15 protein-coding genes are annotated in these 16,426 nt (G+C 67.5%); 7 read left to right on the forward strand and 8 right to left on the reverse strand.

Features of this window, described 5'->3' with window-relative positions; genetic code table 11:
- Positions 1 to 7: 7 nt before the first annotated feature.
- From HWY37_RS20195 to HWY37_RS20210, 4 genes are read left to right on the forward strand one after another with little or no spacing between them, the layout of a single operon-like run.
- A complete protein-coding gene (locus tag HWY37_RS20195; protein ID WP_175205454.1) occupies positions 8 to 412 on the forward strand; it encodes a hypothetical protein in 405 nt (134 codons plus the stop codon).
- A 2-nt stretch (positions 413 to 414) separates the two neighbouring features.
- Entirely contained in the window at positions 415 to 3,042 is a 2,628-nt protein-coding gene (locus tag HWY37_RS20200; protein WP_176089720.1) for a DUF2169 family type VI secretion system accessory protein, read from the forward strand.
- Positions 3,039 to 4,097 carry a pentapeptide repeat-containing protein gene (locus HWY37_RS20205; protein WP_176089721.1) on the forward strand — a complete coding sequence of 353 codons (1,059 nt, stop codon included), beginning with the start codon at positions 3,039 to 3,041 and terminating at the stop codon, positions 4,095 to 4,097. Before HWY37_RS20200 ends, HWY37_RS20205 begins: the two co-directional genes overlap by 4 nt.
- 44 nt (positions 4,098 to 4,141) lie before the next feature.
- Positions 4,142 to 4,525 (forward strand): DUF4150 domain-containing protein, encoded by a 384-nt coding sequence (locus HWY37_RS20210; protein ID WP_175205451.1) that lies wholly within the window; start codon positions 4,142 to 4,144, stop codon positions 4,523 to 4,525.
- Between the two features lie 21 nt (positions 4,526 to 4,546).
- Here the strand turns inward: HWY37_RS20210 and ccsB are convergent, their stop codons facing one another.
- The 3 genes from ccsB to HWY37_RS20225 all read right to left on the reverse strand — a co-directional run bounded on the left by ccsB (position 4,547) and on the right by HWY37_RS20225 (position 8,821).
- On the reverse strand, positions 4,547 to 5,914 hold the full coding sequence (gene ccsB / locus HWY37_RS20215; protein ID WP_175205450.1) for a c-type cytochrome biogenesis protein CcsB: 1,368 nt from the start codon (positions 5,912 to 5,914) through the stop codon (positions 4,547 to 4,549).
- 8 nt (positions 5,915 to 5,922) lie between these two features.
- Entirely contained in the window at positions 5,923 to 8,001 is a 2,079-nt protein-coding gene (locus HWY37_RS20220) for a cytochrome c biogenesis protein ResB (RefSeq protein ID WP_175205449.1), read from the reverse strand.
- Between the two features lie 118 nt (positions 8,002 to 8,119).
- The gene (locus tag HWY37_RS20225; protein WP_042797483.1) at positions 8,120 to 8,821 is read right to left on the reverse strand and encodes a c-type cytochrome; all 702 of its coding nucleotides are present in this window, start codon (positions 8,819 to 8,821) and stop codon (positions 8,120 to 8,122) included.
- Here HWY37_RS20225 and HWY37_RS34795 point away from each other — a divergent pair.
- The 3 genes from HWY37_RS34795 (at position 8,820) to hemB (ending at position 10,699) form a co-directional block, all read left to right on the forward strand.
- Positions 8,820 to 8,948 carry a hypothetical protein gene (locus tag HWY37_RS34795; RefSeq protein ID WP_255509206.1) on the forward strand — a complete coding sequence of 43 codons (129 nt, stop codon included), beginning with the start codon at positions 8,820 to 8,822 and terminating at the stop codon, positions 8,946 to 8,948. The two genes, HWY37_RS20225 and HWY37_RS34795, sit on opposite strands and share 2 nt — an antisense overlap.
- A gap of 114 nt (positions 8,949 to 9,062) precedes the next feature.
- The gene (yihA, locus tag HWY37_RS20230; RefSeq protein WP_175205448.1) at positions 9,063 to 9,686 is read left to right on the forward strand and encodes a ribosome biogenesis GTP-binding protein YihA/YsxC; all 624 of its coding nucleotides are present in this window, start codon (positions 9,063 to 9,065) and stop codon (positions 9,684 to 9,686) included.
- Positions 9,683 to 10,699, forward strand: coding sequence for a porphobilinogen synthase (hemB, locus tag HWY37_RS20235; RefSeq protein ID WP_175205447.1), 1,017 nt, complete (start codon positions 9,683 to 9,685; stop codon positions 10,697 to 10,699). Before yihA ends, hemB begins: the two co-directional genes overlap by 4 nt.
- A 40-nt stretch (positions 10,700 to 10,739) precedes the next feature.
- On the opposite strand, the gene HWY37_RS20240 is transcribed toward hemB, so the two are convergent.
- The 5 genes from HWY37_RS20240 to HWY37_RS20260 form a co-directional block, all read right to left on the reverse strand.
- Positions 10,740 to 11,624: a DMT family transporter gene (locus HWY37_RS20240; protein WP_176089802.1), complete on the reverse strand. Its 885-nt coding sequence runs from the start codon at positions 11,622 to 11,624 to the stop codon at positions 10,740 to 10,742.
- A gap of 138 nt (positions 11,625 to 11,762) precedes the next feature.
- Positions 11,763 to 12,473, reverse strand: coding sequence for an ABC transporter ATP-binding protein (locus tag HWY37_RS20245; protein WP_175205446.1), 711 nt, complete (start codon positions 12,471 to 12,473; stop codon positions 11,763 to 11,765).
- Between the two features lie 37 nt (positions 12,474 to 12,510).
- Complete coding sequence (locus HWY37_RS20250; RefSeq protein ID WP_175205445.1) at positions 12,511 to 14,280, reverse strand: branched-chain amino acid ABC transporter ATP-binding protein/permease; 1,770 nt, start codon at positions 14,278 to 14,280, stop codon at positions 12,511 to 12,513.
- Positions 14,277 to 15,200, reverse strand: a complete 924-nt coding sequence (locus tag HWY37_RS20255; protein WP_173144823.1) for a branched-chain amino acid ABC transporter permease — start codon at positions 15,198 to 15,200, stop codon at positions 14,277 to 14,279. The genes HWY37_RS20250 and HWY37_RS20255 overlap by 4 nt, the downstream gene beginning before the upstream one ends.
- Positions 15,201 to 15,232: 32 nt before the next feature.
- Positions 15,233 to 16,414 (reverse strand): ABC transporter substrate-binding protein, encoded by a 1,182-nt coding sequence (locus tag HWY37_RS20260; protein ID WP_175205443.1) that lies wholly within the window; start codon positions 16,412 to 16,414, stop codon positions 15,233 to 15,235.
- Between the last annotated feature and the right edge of the window lie 12 nt (positions 16,415 to 16,426).

A 16,426-nucleotide genomic window follows, 5' to 3' on the forward strand; every position in this document is an offset into this window, starting at 1 on the left:
GGCCGCCATGTCCGACTTCCTGAACGCCTGGCCCAGCTGGGCCAAGTGGGTGTTTCTGGGCCTGCTGCTGTCCCTGGCGCAAGCAGCGTTCATGCTGTGGCGCGAGCGCCAGCGCCGCGCGGCGGGACGCCGGGACGTGCAGCGGCTGGATGCCGTGCGCGCCAGCGGCCTGGCCAGCACGGCGCTGGTGACCGCCGCGCGCGACACGCGCCGCCGCATTGGCGACACGCTGTACTTCATCATCGAACTGGATCTGGAAGTCGCTGCCACCCGCGATACGCCTGCCATGTCGCGCACCCTCAGCGTGCCGCTGTCGCCGCTGCATCTGGCCGATTTCGGCGCCGGCAAGACCATACAGGTACGGATCGATCCGTCGACCCGTGAAGTCGCCGTGGACCAGGCCACCGGATAGCCATGAAGACCATCAAGCCATTACGCCTGGGCCTGCTGACCCGGCCCTACCGTTGGCAGCGCCGCGATGTGCTGGGTGTGTCGGTGTTCGCGCTGGTCGACATCGCGCAAACGCCCACGCTGCTGACGGACCAGGAATTGTGGAAGCTGGCGGGCGCCGAGGCCGGCGGCCTGCTGGACCTGGCCACGCCCAAGCTGCATCCGGAGGTCCTGGTCGCGGGCCACGCCTATCCGCACGGCAATGGCAGCCCCGGTGCCTGCGCCGTGCGCCTGAAGGTGGGCGCAATCGACAAGTCATTGCTGGTGTTCGGCGACCGCTACTGGCTGGACGGCAAGGCGACGCCGCCCCAGCCTTTCGAGCGCATGCGGCTGGACTGGAGCCACGCCTACGGCGGCCCCGGCCACGCCGAGAACCCGCTCGGCATCGGCGCTCAGGACGAAGAGATCAACGGCGTGCGCGTGCGCCGGCTGCCCAATATCGAACACCCGCAGCAACGCATCACGTCACCCGCCCAGCGCGCGGCGCCGGCCGGCTTCACGGCCCTGGCCATGGACTGGCCGCAGCGCGCGGCGCACCTGGGCCGGCAATACGGCCAGCAATGGCTGGAACATGACTTCCCGGGTTTCGCGTCCGACATGGATTGGCGCTTCTTCAATGCCGCGCCGCCCGATCAATGGGGTCCCGCCAATTCGGCGCTTGCCGGCGGCACGGAATACGAGCTGTGGAACATGCACCCTGAACACGAGGTGCTGCGCGGCCGCCTGCCCGACTGGCGCGCCCGCTGCTTCGTCAGCCGCCAGGCCGACGGCAGCGCGCTGGAAGAAGTCGGACTGCGCCTGACCACGGCCTGGTTCTTCCCCGACCGCACGCAGCTGGCGTTGATCTGGCATGGCGCGCTGCCGGTACGCGAGGATGATGCGGCCGATATCCTGCACATCATGCCCGCGCTGGAACATGCTGGCCAGGCGCGCGACATGGCGCATTATCAGACGGTGGTGAAGCAGCGCCTCGATACCGAGCTTGGCGCCGTCTATGCCCTGCTGGACGCCCAGCTCGTGCCGGAAGACATCTGTGGTGAACTGCCTCAGGCGGCCATGGAGGCCACGGCGCAGCGACCGTCCAACCGCAACCTCCACGCCGGCGCGGCGCGGCGGCATGCCCGCGAGCGCGAATCGCTGCTCGCCCAGGGCCTGGATCCCGACCTGTACATGGTTCCGCTGGAGCCGCCGCCCAAGGCGCCGAACCTGTCCGACCTGCCGCAGACCATCCTGCGCATGCAGCAGGAGCTGGAAGAGGCCAAACGCCTGTCCAGCGGACCCGCCGCGCGCGCGCTGGCCGATCCCAACCTGCCGTCCATGACCGCGGTCTCGGGGGTCGACATGGACGCGCTGCGCAAGCTGGAGGATGACGGCAAGCTTCCCGCCGGCTTCGACCCGCGCAAGGTTAGGCGGCACATCGCCGACTTCGATGCCAACCCGCACACGCAGGCCGAACGCGGCGCGCCGGACGCCCCAGGCTCGCCGCCCCCGCTCAGCCAGACCCTGGGTCCACAGGTGCACCAGGCCTATCAGCAGTCGGCGCATCAGTTCGCGCCGCCCCCGCCCATGCCGCCATTGCGCGCGCGGCGCACGCGCTCGAAGCTGGAAGCGCGCCTGAAAGGCAATCGCGATTGCCGGGACATGAATCTGACCGGCGCGGACCTGAGCGGCATGGACCTTTCCGGCGTCGACTTCCAGCGCGCCATACTGACCGGCGCCAAGCTCGCCGACGCGCGGCTGGACGGCAGCAACCTGACCGACGCCGTGCTGGCCGGCGCCGATCTGACGCGCGCCAGCATGCGCGGAACCGACATGTCGCGCGCGAACCTGGGCCGCACGCTTTGCGTCCAGACGGACTTCGCCGACAGCCGCATCAAGGAAACCATCTGGGACCATGCCAGCTGCGAGGATTGCAGCTTTGCCGGCAGCGTCTGGCTGCTGGGACGCCTGCATCAGGCCCGCTTGCGCGGCTGCGACCTGAGCGGCGCGTCATTCGAGCAATGGGCCGCGATGAGCGCCGCCTTCGAGGATTGCCGCTTTCACGCAGCGCGCCTGAATCAATGCGTGTTCATGCAGGGGACGATGGCGAACGCCGATTTTTCCAGCGCGGACCTGCTGCGCGTCAGCTTCATGGACGTGGAGTTTTCCGGCCGCTACAGCCTGGAGAACGCCACGCTCGATGGCTGCGCCTACGCCGGCCGCGTGGAGCTGGCCGGCGCGTGCCTGCGCGGCATGCAGTTCAAGGTGGGCAGCATGCGCGGCGCCACGCTCGACCGCGCCGACCTGCGCGGCGCGCAGCTTGCCGCCAGCGACTTCTCGAACTGCGGCCTGCGGGAGGCGGACCTCAGCGGCATCGCCGCCCCCGACACCCACTTCGTGCGCGCCGATTTCACGGGCGCCCGCCTGCGCAACGCCAACCTGATCAACAGCCTGCTCGGCAAGGCCATCCTGCTGCGCGCCGACCTGACGGGCGCCAACCTCTTTCGCGCGGATGTCGCGCAGGCGCGGATGGACGGCAGCACCGGGCTGGACCACGCCCATACCCAGGGCGCCAAGCTGTGGCCCGCGCGGCAGCCGGAGAACGCCGCATGAACCTGGATCAGTTGCTGGACCAGGTGCGCCACGGCGAGCCGATAGCGCACCTCAGCCTGGCGGGCCGGGACCTGCGCGGCCTGGACCTCGCAGGCGCGTTCTTCGACCAGGTGGATTTGAGCGGCGCCAAAATGAGCGGTTGCCAGTTGCAGGACAGCCAATTCCTCAACTGCGTGCTTGCGGGCGTTGACGCCGCGGACGCCAATCTGGATACGGCACGACTGTTCCGCTGCCAGGCCCGCGGCGCGGTGCTGGACCGCTGCCACGCCCACGGCCTCAGTTTCACGGAATGCGATCTGGATCAGGCCAGCCTGGAACAGGCCGAGCTGCGGGAGGCGGCTTTCAACTCCACCTCGCTCGAGGCGGCCTCCTTCCGGTCCGCCCGGCTGGAGCGCTCGGTATTCTCGCGCGGCACGCTGACGCGCGCCGACCTGTCGCAGGCCCGGATGAGCTTCACCCTGTTCCACCAGCTGGACCTGCGCAGCATCGTGCTGGCGGGCGCCAGCGCGGAAAGCACCATGTTCATCGAATGCGATCTGACGGCGCAGGACTTCGCCGCGCAAGCCTACCCGCTCTGCCATTTCACCGACAGCCAGCTGGATGGCGCGGACTTCCGCAATGCCGACCTGCGCCAGGCCGGCTTCAAGGGCGCATCGCTGCGCGGCGCGCGCTTCACTGGCGCGTCGGCCCTCCAGGGTTTGTTCCCTCAGGCGGACCTGAGCGGCGCCGACCTGCAAGGCGGCCGTTTCGACGGCGCCATCTGGGCCGAGGCGACGCTGGATGGCGCCTCCTTGCGCGGCGCCAGCCTGTCCTTGTGCGTCTTCCAGCGAGCGCGCTGCGCCAACACCGATTTCCGCGGCGCCAACCTGACCGACGCCGATTTCTCGCTGGCCGACCTGGACCAGGCCGACCTGCGCGACGCCACCTTCCTGCGCACCCGCATGCATCGCGCCCTGACCCAGGGCGCGCGCTGGACGGAGCGCCGCGGCATCATCGAAAACGACGCGCCCCTGCTGCAAGCCGAACTCTGGTCGGCCGGACGCGCCGCCCCCTGACCCCGCGCGGCATCGCCGCCCCCTCGCCGCACAAGGAGATCGATATGCTCGCCGTCTGCCAATTGCCCAGCCTGGCCGTGGGCGTACCCGACGTCTGCAAGACCCCCGTGCCGCCGGTGCCGCATATCGACACGGCGACGTCGTCCATGGGTATCCCCGTGGTCTGGAACGTATGGTTGATGGCCGCGCCGGTGCACAACATGGCGACGCCGATACCCGTCACGCTGGGCGATACCGCCGGCGTGGGCGGCGGCCTGATCTCGCAGACCTTCATGGGCCAGTCACGCTACATGACGGGCGCGTTCACCATGCTGGTGCGCGGCGCGCCCATCGTGCGCATGACCAGCCTGACCCTGCAGAACACCATCAACGCACCCGGCTTCAAGGTGTATTCGCCGCAGCCCGTGATGGTCGTGCTGACGGCCTGAACAGGCCGCGCACGGCTACGGCTACAGTTCGCCGTAGGAGTGCAGGCCCGACAGGAACATGTTCACGCCCAGGAAGGCGAAGCCGGTGATCAGCAGGCCCATCAGCGCCCAGTAGGCCGCCATGGTGCCGCGCAGGCCCTTGATCAGGCGCATGTGCAGCCAGGCCGCGTAGTTGAGCCAGACGATCAGCGCCCAGGTTTCCTTCGGATCCCACTGCCAGTACGCGCCCCAGGCGTCGGCCGCCCACAACGCGCCCAGGATGGTGGCGACCGTGAAGAACGCGAAGCCGATCGCGATGGCGCGATACATGATGTCGTCCAGCACCTCCAGCGAGGGCAGCGCCGCGGCGATGCGGCGGCGTCCCAGCAGGATGGCGCCGATGATCACCGCGCCCACGCCGAAATACAGCATCCAGGTGGCCGACAAGCCGTCGGTGCGGAACACCATGGGCTCGGCGCACAGCAGCACGCCCAGCACGAACAGCGGCGCCAGCTTGGCCCAGGACGTGGTCTGGCCGTGCTGCTTGACCAGGTAGGCGAAGCCCACCATGGCGGCCAGCGAGAAGGTGCCGTAGCCGATGAAGTTGGCCGGTACGTGCAGCTTCATCCACCAGCTCTTGAGCGCCGGCACCAGCGGCTGGATCTGCCCGGCATCGCGGGTGAACGAATACCACAGCAGGAACACCACGGCCGACGTCACCACCATCAGCACGAAGCCGCCCAGCGCGCGCGTGGCGTACTTGCGTTCGTAGTAGAGGTAGAAGAGCGCCGTGATCAGCGCAAACAGCACGAACACTTCGTACAGGTTGCTGACCGGGATGTGGCCCAGGTCCGGGCCCATCAGGTGCCCTTCGCGCCAGCGCACCAGAAGGCCCGTGACGCCGGCGAACACCGCGCCCCAGGTCAGGGCCGTGCCCAGCCAGGCGGCGGTGGGACTGAAGAAGCCGATCCAGTAGCAGACCATGCCCAGCGCGAACAGCGCGCACATCCAGAGAATCGCGGACTGGGAGGAGAACAGGTACTTCAGGAAGAACACCTGCTCGGCCCGCGCCAGGTCGTTGCCGTACAGCATCAGGGCCAGTCCGGCGGCAATCGCACAGGCGATCATCAGGTGGCGCAGCGGACGCCACAGCCAGCCCATCCAGGCCAGCACCGGCACGGTGCCGCACAGGATGATCTTCTCGTAGTAGTCCATCGCGTTGCTGTAGCGGGTCAGCGCGAAGCCCGCGCCCACCGACAGCAACAGGAAGAAGACGACGTCGGTCCAGTCGGGCCTGCCACGCTGCGCGCGGCTGTCGCCGGTTTCGGACAGGGCGTTCTGCCAGAGCTGCTCAGGCGAGCCGGCCAGCGCTTGCGGCGACGAGGGGTGCGTGGTGGTCGTAGTGGACATAGGAAACCTTAGGACCTTTTCTGGCGCAGCAGCGCCTGCTTGAAGCGTTCAAACTCCTGGTTGAAGTCGAGTGTACGCTTCTGGGACGTCATGGCCGCCAGGACGCTGCTGCCGCTGTCTTGCGGCTTGATCCAGATCCAGATGCGGCGGTCTCGAATATAGAACATCGAGAACACGCCCAGGACCAGCAGCAGGCTGCCCAGGTAGACGGTGTTCTTGCCGGGCGTGCGGCTGACCTGGAACACGCTGGCCTGCACGTGCTTGAAGTCCGCCAGCGACAGGAATACCGGCGCCGGGTAGACGGTCAGGTCCGACAGCGCCGCGACGGACAGGCGCGACCACACGGCGGCGCGCTCCGCTTCCGGGCCCTCGGCGGCCAGGGGAGGCAAACCGGCGCGCTCGCGCTCGATGGCGCGCAGTTCGTTCATGCTGGCGCCGATCAGGCGGATCACCACGTCGGCCGCCCGCTCCAGGTCCTGCGGCGGCGTATTGGCCTGCAGGAACGCCGCCACGGCTTGCAGGCCGCCCGACGCGAAGGTTTCCAGGGCGCGCTCGGCGGCCGTCTGCAGGGGCTGGCGATCCGTCCCCGCGGGACTGTTGCGTTCCGCGAAGCGGCGCGCGGCTTCCTGGCGCGCCGCCGGGTCGGCCAGGGTCGCGCGCAGGCGCATGAATTCGGCGATCGAACTGTCCTCGTCCGCCGGGATGCGCAGGTAGCGGAAGGGTTCGGAGGCGTTGTTGCGCACTCCGGCCAGGAACACGGCGGCGCCGTCGAGTTCGACGGGCAGCATGTAATTCTGGAATTCGTGGGCCTGGCCGGCGTCGTCGATCAGCTTGTATTCGACGCTGGGGCCGACGTTGCGCAGGTTTTCGTTCTTCTTGCCGGCGGCGCTGCCGGACACCGAGGCGACGTGCTCGGCAAAGCTCTGGTTGCCGCCCTTGGGCTCGCCGCGGGTCAGGTCTTCGACGTTGATGGGCCGCAGGGCCGTGATTTCGACGCCCATGCTGCGCGCGCCACGCGCAGTGTGAGCGGTTACTTCGCTGGTCTTGCCCACCGTGCCGTCAACGGCAAAAGTGGCGGCCTCGGATCCTACCAGCGGGTAGCCTTTCAGCGTCACCGTGCTGCCGCCGTCGTCGAAGCTGGACTGGTAGACCGTCATGCCCTTGAAGCGCAGCGGCTCGTTGACCTCGATGGTGGAATCGAAGCTCTTGCCGGTATCGGGGTCGGTGACCTCGACCTCGCTGGCGAAACGGCTGGGCATGCCGGTGGAGTAATAGTCGACCACGAACTTCTTGAGCTTCAGCGTGAAGGGCATGGGCTGCACCAGGGCGCCGTCGCCCACCATCACGACCGCCGTGCTGGCCTGGCCGCCCTCGGGCACCAGGACGCTGGCGCGGAAGCTGGGGTTGTCCACGGACAGGCGCCCGCTCTCCGGCACTTCCGAGATCAGCATGTTTTCGACGATGGGTTTCTTGCCGCCGAACATGACCTGCAGGCGCACCGGCAATTCGCTGTCCAGCAAGCCGCCGATGCAGATGATGACCATGGCCGCGTGCGCGAACACATAGCCCAGGCGGTTGGCGCTGCCCTTCTTGGCGGCCAGCAGCACCCCGTCCGCATCCTGGCGCTCGCGCACGGCGTAGCCCAGCCGGCCCAGCAGGGCCTTCAGGCCTGCGGCGGTCTGCGGCACGTCGGTGGGCTCCTGGGTTTCCACGCGGTGCGGGAAGGCGCGCAGGCTGCTGGCGCGCACGTGCTCGCGGAACGAGCGGGCGTCGCGCAGCATCTTGGGTGCGTTGCGGATCAGGCAGACCGAGGTCGACACGACCAGGAAGCCCATGATCAGCAGGAACCACCAGCTGTTGTAGACGTGCCAGATGGAGAACTTGTCGAACACCTCGAACCAGAACGGCCCGAACTGGTCGATGTAGTTGTTCGACGAGCGGTTCTGCTGCAGCACCGTCCCCACCAGGCTGGCCACGCAGATGAACATCAGCAGGCTGACGGCGAAACGCATCGAGCCCAGCAATTCGAAGAAATCGCCGGGCAGGCTGCGCAGGGAGGGACGGGAGTGTGTACGTGTCGAATTCATGAAAAAAGGGGGGCCGCGCTATCGGCTACCCCCCTCATAGACAACGCGCGGCGGAACGAGGTTCCGCTGCGCTGAGTTTGCAGAACGCGGACCAGCCGCGCGCGTGGCGGGCTGGCGCCTACCGCAGGCCGGCGGCGTAGTCCGACACCGCCTTGATGTCGGCGTCGGACATGCGGTCCGCGATGGCGAACATGACGTCGTTCTTGCGGTCGCCGCTGCGGAACAGCTTCAGCTGCTCTTCGATGTACATGGGGAACTGGCCCGACAGCCGCGGATACTGGCTGGGAATGCCTGCGCCATTGGCAGAATGGCACGAGGCGCACGCGGGAACCTTGCGATCCGGCAAACCGCCGCGCCAGATCTTTTGACCCAGATCAACCAGCTTCTCCTGGCCGGCCGTGGCGGGCTCCTTGAGCGGCTGCTGCGCCAGGTACAGCGCAATGTTCTGCATGTCGGCCGGCGTCAGGTTCTGCGCCATGGCCGTCATCGGGGTGGGATTGCCGCCAGCGCCATTGCGCACCGGCAGCTTGGCGCCAGGCTTGACCTGGAAGTCCGCCAATTGCTTGGCCAGGTACTCGTGGGACTGCGCGGCCAGATTGGGGTTCACCGGTATGGTGCTATTGCCCGCCGCGCCATGACAGGACGCACAGGCGATGATGCCCCTGGCCGCATCGCCCTGGTCAAACAGCTGTCCGCCCTTGGCGGCATCTGGTTTTACCGGGCCCGCGGCGCCTTCGGCGGCGAAACTCGTAGTAGATAAGGCGGAGGCGCCGAGCAACAGCCCGCTCGCAACCAACATCCGGGACAGCACACGCTTCATGAAGACCTCGACGATCGCATCGATCAAGGCGCAAAAAGGCGCCCACGCCTGCCCGCACACCCTGGAATACCGTATCGAACCTGTTTTGCCTTCCTGCCTGCGATGTTGCTGCGAACTTGCCGGATAAAGCGATCAGCAAGCGAAACAGTAAGCAAAAAAGACGGCTCCGCGCACGGGGACCACTGTTGCAAACGCCGGATTATACAATAGGGCTCGAAACCAACCGTATCCAAAGCCACCCGTGTCCCTCCTACATCGCGCCTCCTTCCTCACGTCCGCGGCTCGCCTCGACCAGTTGCCGGCCGCCGGCGCTCCCGAGGTCTGCTTTGTCGGCCGCTCCAACGCCGGCAAATCCACGGCCATCAATGTGCTGTGCAACCAGCGCCGTCTCGCCTTTTCCAGCAAGACGCCGGGCCGCACGCGCCTGATCAATATGTTCGGCCTGCCCGATCCGCTGGATCCGGAAGGCCACATCGGCTTTCTCGTCGACCTGCCCGGCTACGGCTATGCGTCCGTGGCCCGCGACGAAAAGGAAAAATGGGCCGACATCCTGGGCGGCTACCTGCGCGACCGCGAATCGCTGGTCGGCATCGTGCTGCTCATCGACATCCGCCGCGGCGTCACCGAACTGGACCGCCGCCTTGCCAATTTCATCGCCCCCACCGGACGCCCGGTGCTGGCATTGCTGACCAAGGCCGACAAGCTGCCCTACGGCCAGCGCGTGCGCACGGTGTTCTCGGTGCGCAAGGACCTGGCCGACATCGGCGCCTTGCACACCATCCCCTTCTCGGCGCCCGAGCGCATCGGCCTGGAAGAAGCGGGCGCGCACATAGAAAACTGGATTTCACCCAAGGTCGTACCATGAACCCGCAGATCATCTCCCCTGAATTCCCGGTATCCCGCCCGCGCCGCCTGCGCCGCGACGACTTCACCCGCCGCCTGGTGCGCGAGAACGCCCTGACGGTCAACGATCTGATCTACCCGGTGTTCGTGGCCGAAGGCAGCGGCCTGCAGCAGGCCGTGCCGTCACTGCCTGGCGTGGTCCGCTATTCGCTGGACACGCTGCTGCCCGTGGCCCGGGAATGCGTGGAGCTGGGCATACCGGTGCTGGCGCTGTTCCCCGCCATCGACCCCGCGCTCAAGACGCCCGACGGCATCGAAGCCACCAACCCCGATGGCCTGATCCCGCGCGTGGTGCGCGAACTGAAGAAGCAGGTCCCCGAGCTCGGCATCCTGTGTGACGTGGCGCTGGACCCGTACACTAGCCACGGCCAAGACGGCGTCATCGACGACAACGGCTACGTCATCAACGAAGCCACGGTCGAAATCCTGGTCAAGCAGGCGCTCACGCAAGCCGAGGCCGGCGTCGACATGGTCGCCCCCAGCGACATGATGGACGGCCGCATCGGCGCCGTGCGCCGCGCGCTGGAAGCCAACGGCCACATCCACACGCAGATCATGGCCTACTCCGCCAAGTACGCCAGCGCCTTCTACGGCCCGTTCCGCGACGCCGTGGGCTCGGCCAGCAACCTGGGCAAGTCCAACAAGATGGCTTACCAGATGGATCCGGGCAACCTGGACGAAGCCCTGCGCGAAGTCGCGGCCGACCTGCAGGAAGGCGCCGACATGGTCATGGTCAAGCCCGGCATGCCCTACCTGGACGTGCTGCGTCGGGTCAAGGACGCCTTCCGCGTGCCGACCTTCGCCTACCAGGTCAGCGGCGAATACGCCATGATCAAGGCCGCCGCCGCCAATGGCTGGCTGGACCACGACAAGGTCATGATGGAAGCGCTGCTGGCATTCAAGCGCGCCGGCGCCGACGGCATCCTGACGTACTTCGCGATCGAAGCCGCGAAGCTGCTGAAGAGCCAGCGCTAAGCCACAACGCGGGCGGGTCCTATACGGGCCGCCCGCGGACTCAGGTCTTGGCGGCCGCCTTGCGGCCCGCCAGGAGCGGCCCCCGGCGCAATCCCAGCCAGGTCCCCGCCAGCACGCAAGCCAGCCCCGCCACGTGCGTGGGGGTGACGTGCTCCTCCAGGAACAGGGCCGCGAACAGCAGGCCGAAGATCGGCAGCCAATTCACGAACAAGGCCGCGCGGCTGATGCCCAGGCGCGCGATGCCCGCATTCCAGACGATGTTGCTGACGCCCGAGGCGATCACCGCCGAGAACAGCAGCACCAGCCAAGGCCACCACGCCATCTGCCAGGTCTCGCCCTGATAGGTCGCCGGCGTCAGCGCCGCATGCACCACCAGCATCAGGCCCCCGGCCAGGTACATGTACCAGAGCATGCCCAGCGGATCCATGCTGCGCGACATGCGCTGGATCACCAGCCCGCCGCACACGAACACCAGCACCGCCACGAACACGATGGCATCGCCCCAGCCCGTCAGGCCGAATTGCGCGCCGCTGCCGGCCACCACCATGCCCACGCCCAACAGGCCCAGCAAGGCGCCGGCTATGCGCACCAGCGTCAGTTTCTCGCGATAGAAGATGGCCGCCAGCAACGCCGACAGCAAGGGGCTGGTGGCCATGATCAAGGTGCCATTCGCGGCCGAAAAGACCCGCAGGCCCGTCACCAGCGCAACCTGGTGCGCGTACACGACCAGGAAGCCCGCCAGCGCGACCCAGCCCAGCTCCGCGCCGCCCAGCTTGGGAATGCGGCCGCGGCGGGCCTTGATGATGAGGGTGACGGTGATGAACGCAATGACGATGCGCACGGCGGCCAAGGCCTGCACATCCATGTGCAGCGTCAGGTACTTGACCGAGACGATGTTCAGGCCCCAAGTGGCCATGACGAACATCAATTGAAGATAGATAAGACCGGTGCGGTCCTGGCTTGCATCAACTGTCGGGGACGTCACGGGCGCCGGCCTGGAGATAGGAGTGGACGCGCCGCCCACGCGGCGCCGTGGACATGGTATCGCGCCTGGGTCACGGACTCAATGCGCGCCTAGATACGCCGCCCGCACGTTGGGATCGCGCAGCAGTTCCGCGCCGGAGCCGCTCAACGTGATGCGACCGGTCTCCAGCACGTAGGCCCGGTCCGCCACGCCTAGCGCCTGGTTCGCCATCTGCTCCACCAGCACGATGGTCAGACCGTCGTCGCGCAGCTTGCGGATCGCGGTGAAGATGTCCTGCACGATCAGCGGCGCCAGGCCCAGCGACGGTTCGTCCAGGCACAGCAGGCGCGGCTCGCTCATCAGCGCGCGCGCCATTGCCAGCATCTGCTGCTCGCCGCCCGACAGCGTGCCCGCCAACTGGTCGCGCCGCTCGCGCAGCCGCGGGAACAACTGATAGCCGCGCTCCACGCCCTCGGCCACCATCGCGGGATTCCCGCGCCGCGTGTAGCCGCCCAGCACCAGGTTGTCGTAGACGGTCTGGTCGGCGAACACGCCCCGACCTTCCGGCGACAGCGCCAGGCCCAGCCCAACGCGCAGATGCGGCGGCACCTGCGTGATGTCGCGCCCGTCGAAGGTCACGCGGCCGCCCTGCAAGGGCTCCAGTCCCGCCACGCCCTTCAGCAAGGTGCTTTTGCCCGCGCCGTTGGCGCCGATGATGGTCACGATCTCGCCCGCGCGGATCTCCAGCGACACGTCGCGCACCGCCTGGATGGCGCCATACGAAATCTGCACGGATTCTAGTTTCAGCATCGTCTTGCGGCCTGTTGATACCCAAATGGCCCTGGCCTCAGGCCATGCCGGTTCCGAGATACGCCTCGATCACGCGCTTGTCCGCCTGCACCTGGGCCGGCTTGCCTTCGGCGATCTTGATGCCGTAGTCCAGCACGATCACATGGTCGGAAATCGCCATCACCAGGTCCATGTGGTGCTCCACCATCAGCAGCGTGATGCCGCAGGACGCGCCGATGCGCACCAGCAGCTCGCCCAGTTCCGCGGTCTCTTGCGGATTCAGGCCCGCCGCCGGCTCGTCCAGCAGCAGCAAGGTCGGCTCGGTCGCCAAGGCGCGCGCCAGCTCCACGCGCCGCTGCAGACCGTAGGGCAGGCTGCCCGCCGGCGTGTCGGCCAGATGCTCCAGGCCCACCATGCGCACCAGCCGGCAGGCCTGCTCGCGCGCGCGGCGCTCTTCGGCACGCGCGCCGGGCAGGCCCAATAGCGAGACCCAGAAGCCGTTCTTCATGCGGCTATGGCGGCCCAGCAGCACGTTGTCCAGCACCGACAGATCGCCGAACAGGCGCAGGTTCTGGAAGCTGCGGCCTATGCCCAGTTTGCAGATGACATGCGACCTTTCGCCCGCGATGTCGGTGCCCTGGAAGCGGATCACGCCCGCGTCCGGCAGCACCACGCCGCTGAGCATGTTGATGAGCGTGCTCTTGCCCGCGCCGTTGGGCCCGATCAGCGCGTGCACGTGGCCGCGCCGCAGGCAGAAGGAAATGTCCTGCGCCGGCTTCACGCCGCCATAGGCCTTGGATAGGCTCTCGACCACCAGCAACAGATCTTCCTGCGCCGCAGCGGCCGGCCTGGCCGTCGCGGGCTGCGCCGCGTCGCCGCCTTGCGGCCGCGCATCCGCGACGCGCCGCGCGCGGCGCGAGAACAGGCCCATCACCCCGCCCGGCATGAAGTACAGCGCGAACAGCAGCAGCGCGCCGTAGAAGAAGTGCTGCACCGAGGGCCAGCGCGCCAGCAGCGCGTCGATGATGGTCAGCGCGATCGCGCCGACCGCCGGTCCCGCCTTGGAGCCCGCGCCCCCGAACAGCACGAGCAGCAGGATGAAGATGGACAGGTTGAAGCTGATGAAATCCGAATTGATGTACTGGTTCTGCTGCGCCACCAGCGCGCCCGCAATGCCGCAAGTAACGGCTGCCACCACGAACGCGATGACCTTGGCGCGATACACCCGCACCCCGACGGAAGACGATGCGATCTCGTCGGCCTGCACCGACAGCAGCGCGCGGCCGAAGCGCCCGTCCAGCACGTTGCGCAACAGCAACTGCGTCGCCACGCACAGCACCAGCGCGAACCAGACCCACTGCTGATTGGTGAATGGATTCCCGCCCCAGGTCAGCGGCATGATGCCGAACAGGCCTGATGGCCCGCCGAACACGTCCACCCACTCGGTGACGATCTTCTCCATGACGATGCCGAAGGCCAACGTCACCATGGCCAGGTAGGGACCTTTCACGCGCAGCGACGGCAAGGCGATCAGCACGCCGAACACGCCGGCCACCACGGGCGCCGCCGCGAGGGCCAGCCAGGGATCGACCTGCCAGCGCGAGGTCAACAGGGCCGCGGTATAGGCGCCGGCGGCGAACAGGCCCGCCTGGCCCAGCGACTTCTGGCCCGCATACCCCACCAGCACGTTCACGCCCGCCGCGCACAGGTAGTACACGCAGGCCATGAATACGATGCGCAGGTAGTAGTCGTTGTCCACCAGGGCGGCGAATGCCGCGAGCGCCGCCGCCAGCGCCACGGTGATCAGGGACTGCCCGTGCCGCTTCATACCTTCTCCACCAGGCGCTTGCCGAACAGGCCGGTGGGCTTGACCGCCAGCACCAGGATCACCAGGCCGAAGATCGCCACTTCACGCCATTGCGACTGCCAGAGGTTCACATAGGATTCCAGCAGCCCCAGCACGAAGCCGCCCAGCACGCAGCCGCGCGGGTTCGACAGGCCGCCTATCATCGCGCCCGAAAAGCCCTTCAGGCCGATGGCCAGGCCCATGAATATCGAAGCCGAGGTGATCGGCGCGACCAGGAAGCCCGCCAGCCCGGCCAGCGCCGAACTGGCGAAGAAGGCCCCGGTCATCACCGCGTTCACATTGATGCCCATCAGGTTGGCGACGGCGGGATTGGCGGCCACGGCCCGCATCGCCTTGCCCAGCACCGTGCGGTTCATGACGCGGTCGAACAGCACCATCACCGCCACCGCCACCGCGAGCAGCAGCAATTCCTGGCTGCGCACGCCCGCGCCAAACACGCGGATGACCTCGTCGCCGAAAGGCGCGGGCACCGTGACGGGCGCCGGCCCCCAGACCGCGAACGCGGCGCTCTGCAGCAGGATGCCGAACCCCAGCGTGCTCATGACCCAGGCCATGCCCGGACGCGAGGCGAACGGCCGCACGCCGAACACGTACAGCAGCACGCCCAGCAGCCCCATCACCAGCACCGCGGCCAGGCCGGCCAGCAGGTATTCCCAGCCGCTCAACTCCAGGCCCGTGAAGGCCGCGGTGGTGACCGGCTTGCCGGCGAACAGGAACAAGGCGCCCACCCCGATGAACGCGCCCACGGACACGAATTCCCCATGCCCGAAGTTGAGCGTGCGGGTGGTGGTAAACGTGATGCTGAAGCCCAGCGCCACCAGCGCGTACGCGCCCCCTACGGCTAGCCCGCTGACGAGCGCCTGCAACAATGTCGCCAACATGATGGCCCCTTTTCCCCGTCGCCGGTCCGTGTCTACTTCGCGGCGGTCACGTCGTCCGCGTACGGGACCAGCTTGCCGTCCTGCCAGTGCGCCCACTTGTAGTCGCCCACCAGCAGCGCGTCGTGCACCGTGGCGGAGAACGGCTTGGTATAGGTCTTCATCGCGCCTTCGTAGGTGCCGTCCAGGTTCTCCAGCGCCAGACGCACCTTGTCGCCATCGGTGGAATTGGCCTGTTTGATCGCCATGCCCAGCAGGTTCATGCCGTCGTAGGCGTGCGCCAGGAAGCCGAACGCGGTGGGCGAAGTCATCTTGGCCGATACGCGGTCATACAGCTTCTGCTGCGCGGCCGTGCGGTTGTCGGTGATGGTGCGCAGGAAGAAGGGCTTTTCCGACAGCGTCTTGCCTGCCGTGTCGTAGAACGCGATGTTGTCGGCGGCCCACGAGGTCAGCGTCAGCGGGAACCAGTTGATCTTCTCCATGCTGCGGAACACGTGGGCGATGGGCGTGCTCTGCGCCCAGATAACCACGGTGTCCACGCCCGCCGCCTTCAGCTTGTTCAACTGCGAGGTCATGTCGGTATCGGCCACGCCGAACTTCTCCACCGCCACGGCCTTGAGGCCCTGCGCCGCGCCGACCTCCTCCAGGTCCTTGAGCGCGCTCTGGCCATAGCCGGTGGTCTCGATCATGAAGCCCACGTTCTTGACCTTGGGATTCTTCTTCAAGTAGCCGATCACGCCCTCCACCTGCTCGCGGTCCACCATGCCGACGCGGAACATGTAGTTGTCGGCGCCCGCGCGCATGGGCTTGGTGATGTCGGTGCCCGAACCGATGGCGCCCATGACGGGGATCTTCTTCTGGTTGGGAATGTGCTTCCACGCCAGCGCATTGCCCGAGTTGGTGGGACCGACGATGGCCACGACCTTCTCGTTGTCGATCAGGTCGGCCATGTTCTGGATGGACTTCGGCGGCTGCGACAGGTCATCGCGCACCACCAGCACCAGCTTGCGGCCGAGCAGGCCGCCATTGGCATTGATGTCGTCGATGGCCGTGCGCAGGCCCAGCACCGCGGCCTGCCCGCTTTGCGCGGACGGCGAGGCCGACAGATCGCCGTTGAAGCCGATCTTGATGTCCTGGGCATGGGCCTGCGCGCCAATGGCCAGCGCGCACAAGACGGCCGCCTTGGACAAGGTGGAAAAAATCCCCGTTGCTTTCATCGTTGTCTCCTG

It is taken from the genome of Achromobacter anxifer (assembly GCF_903652925.1).
GTDB lineage: Bacteria > Pseudomonadota > Gammaproteobacteria > Burkholderiales > Burkholderiaceae_B > Achromobacter > Achromobacter anxifer.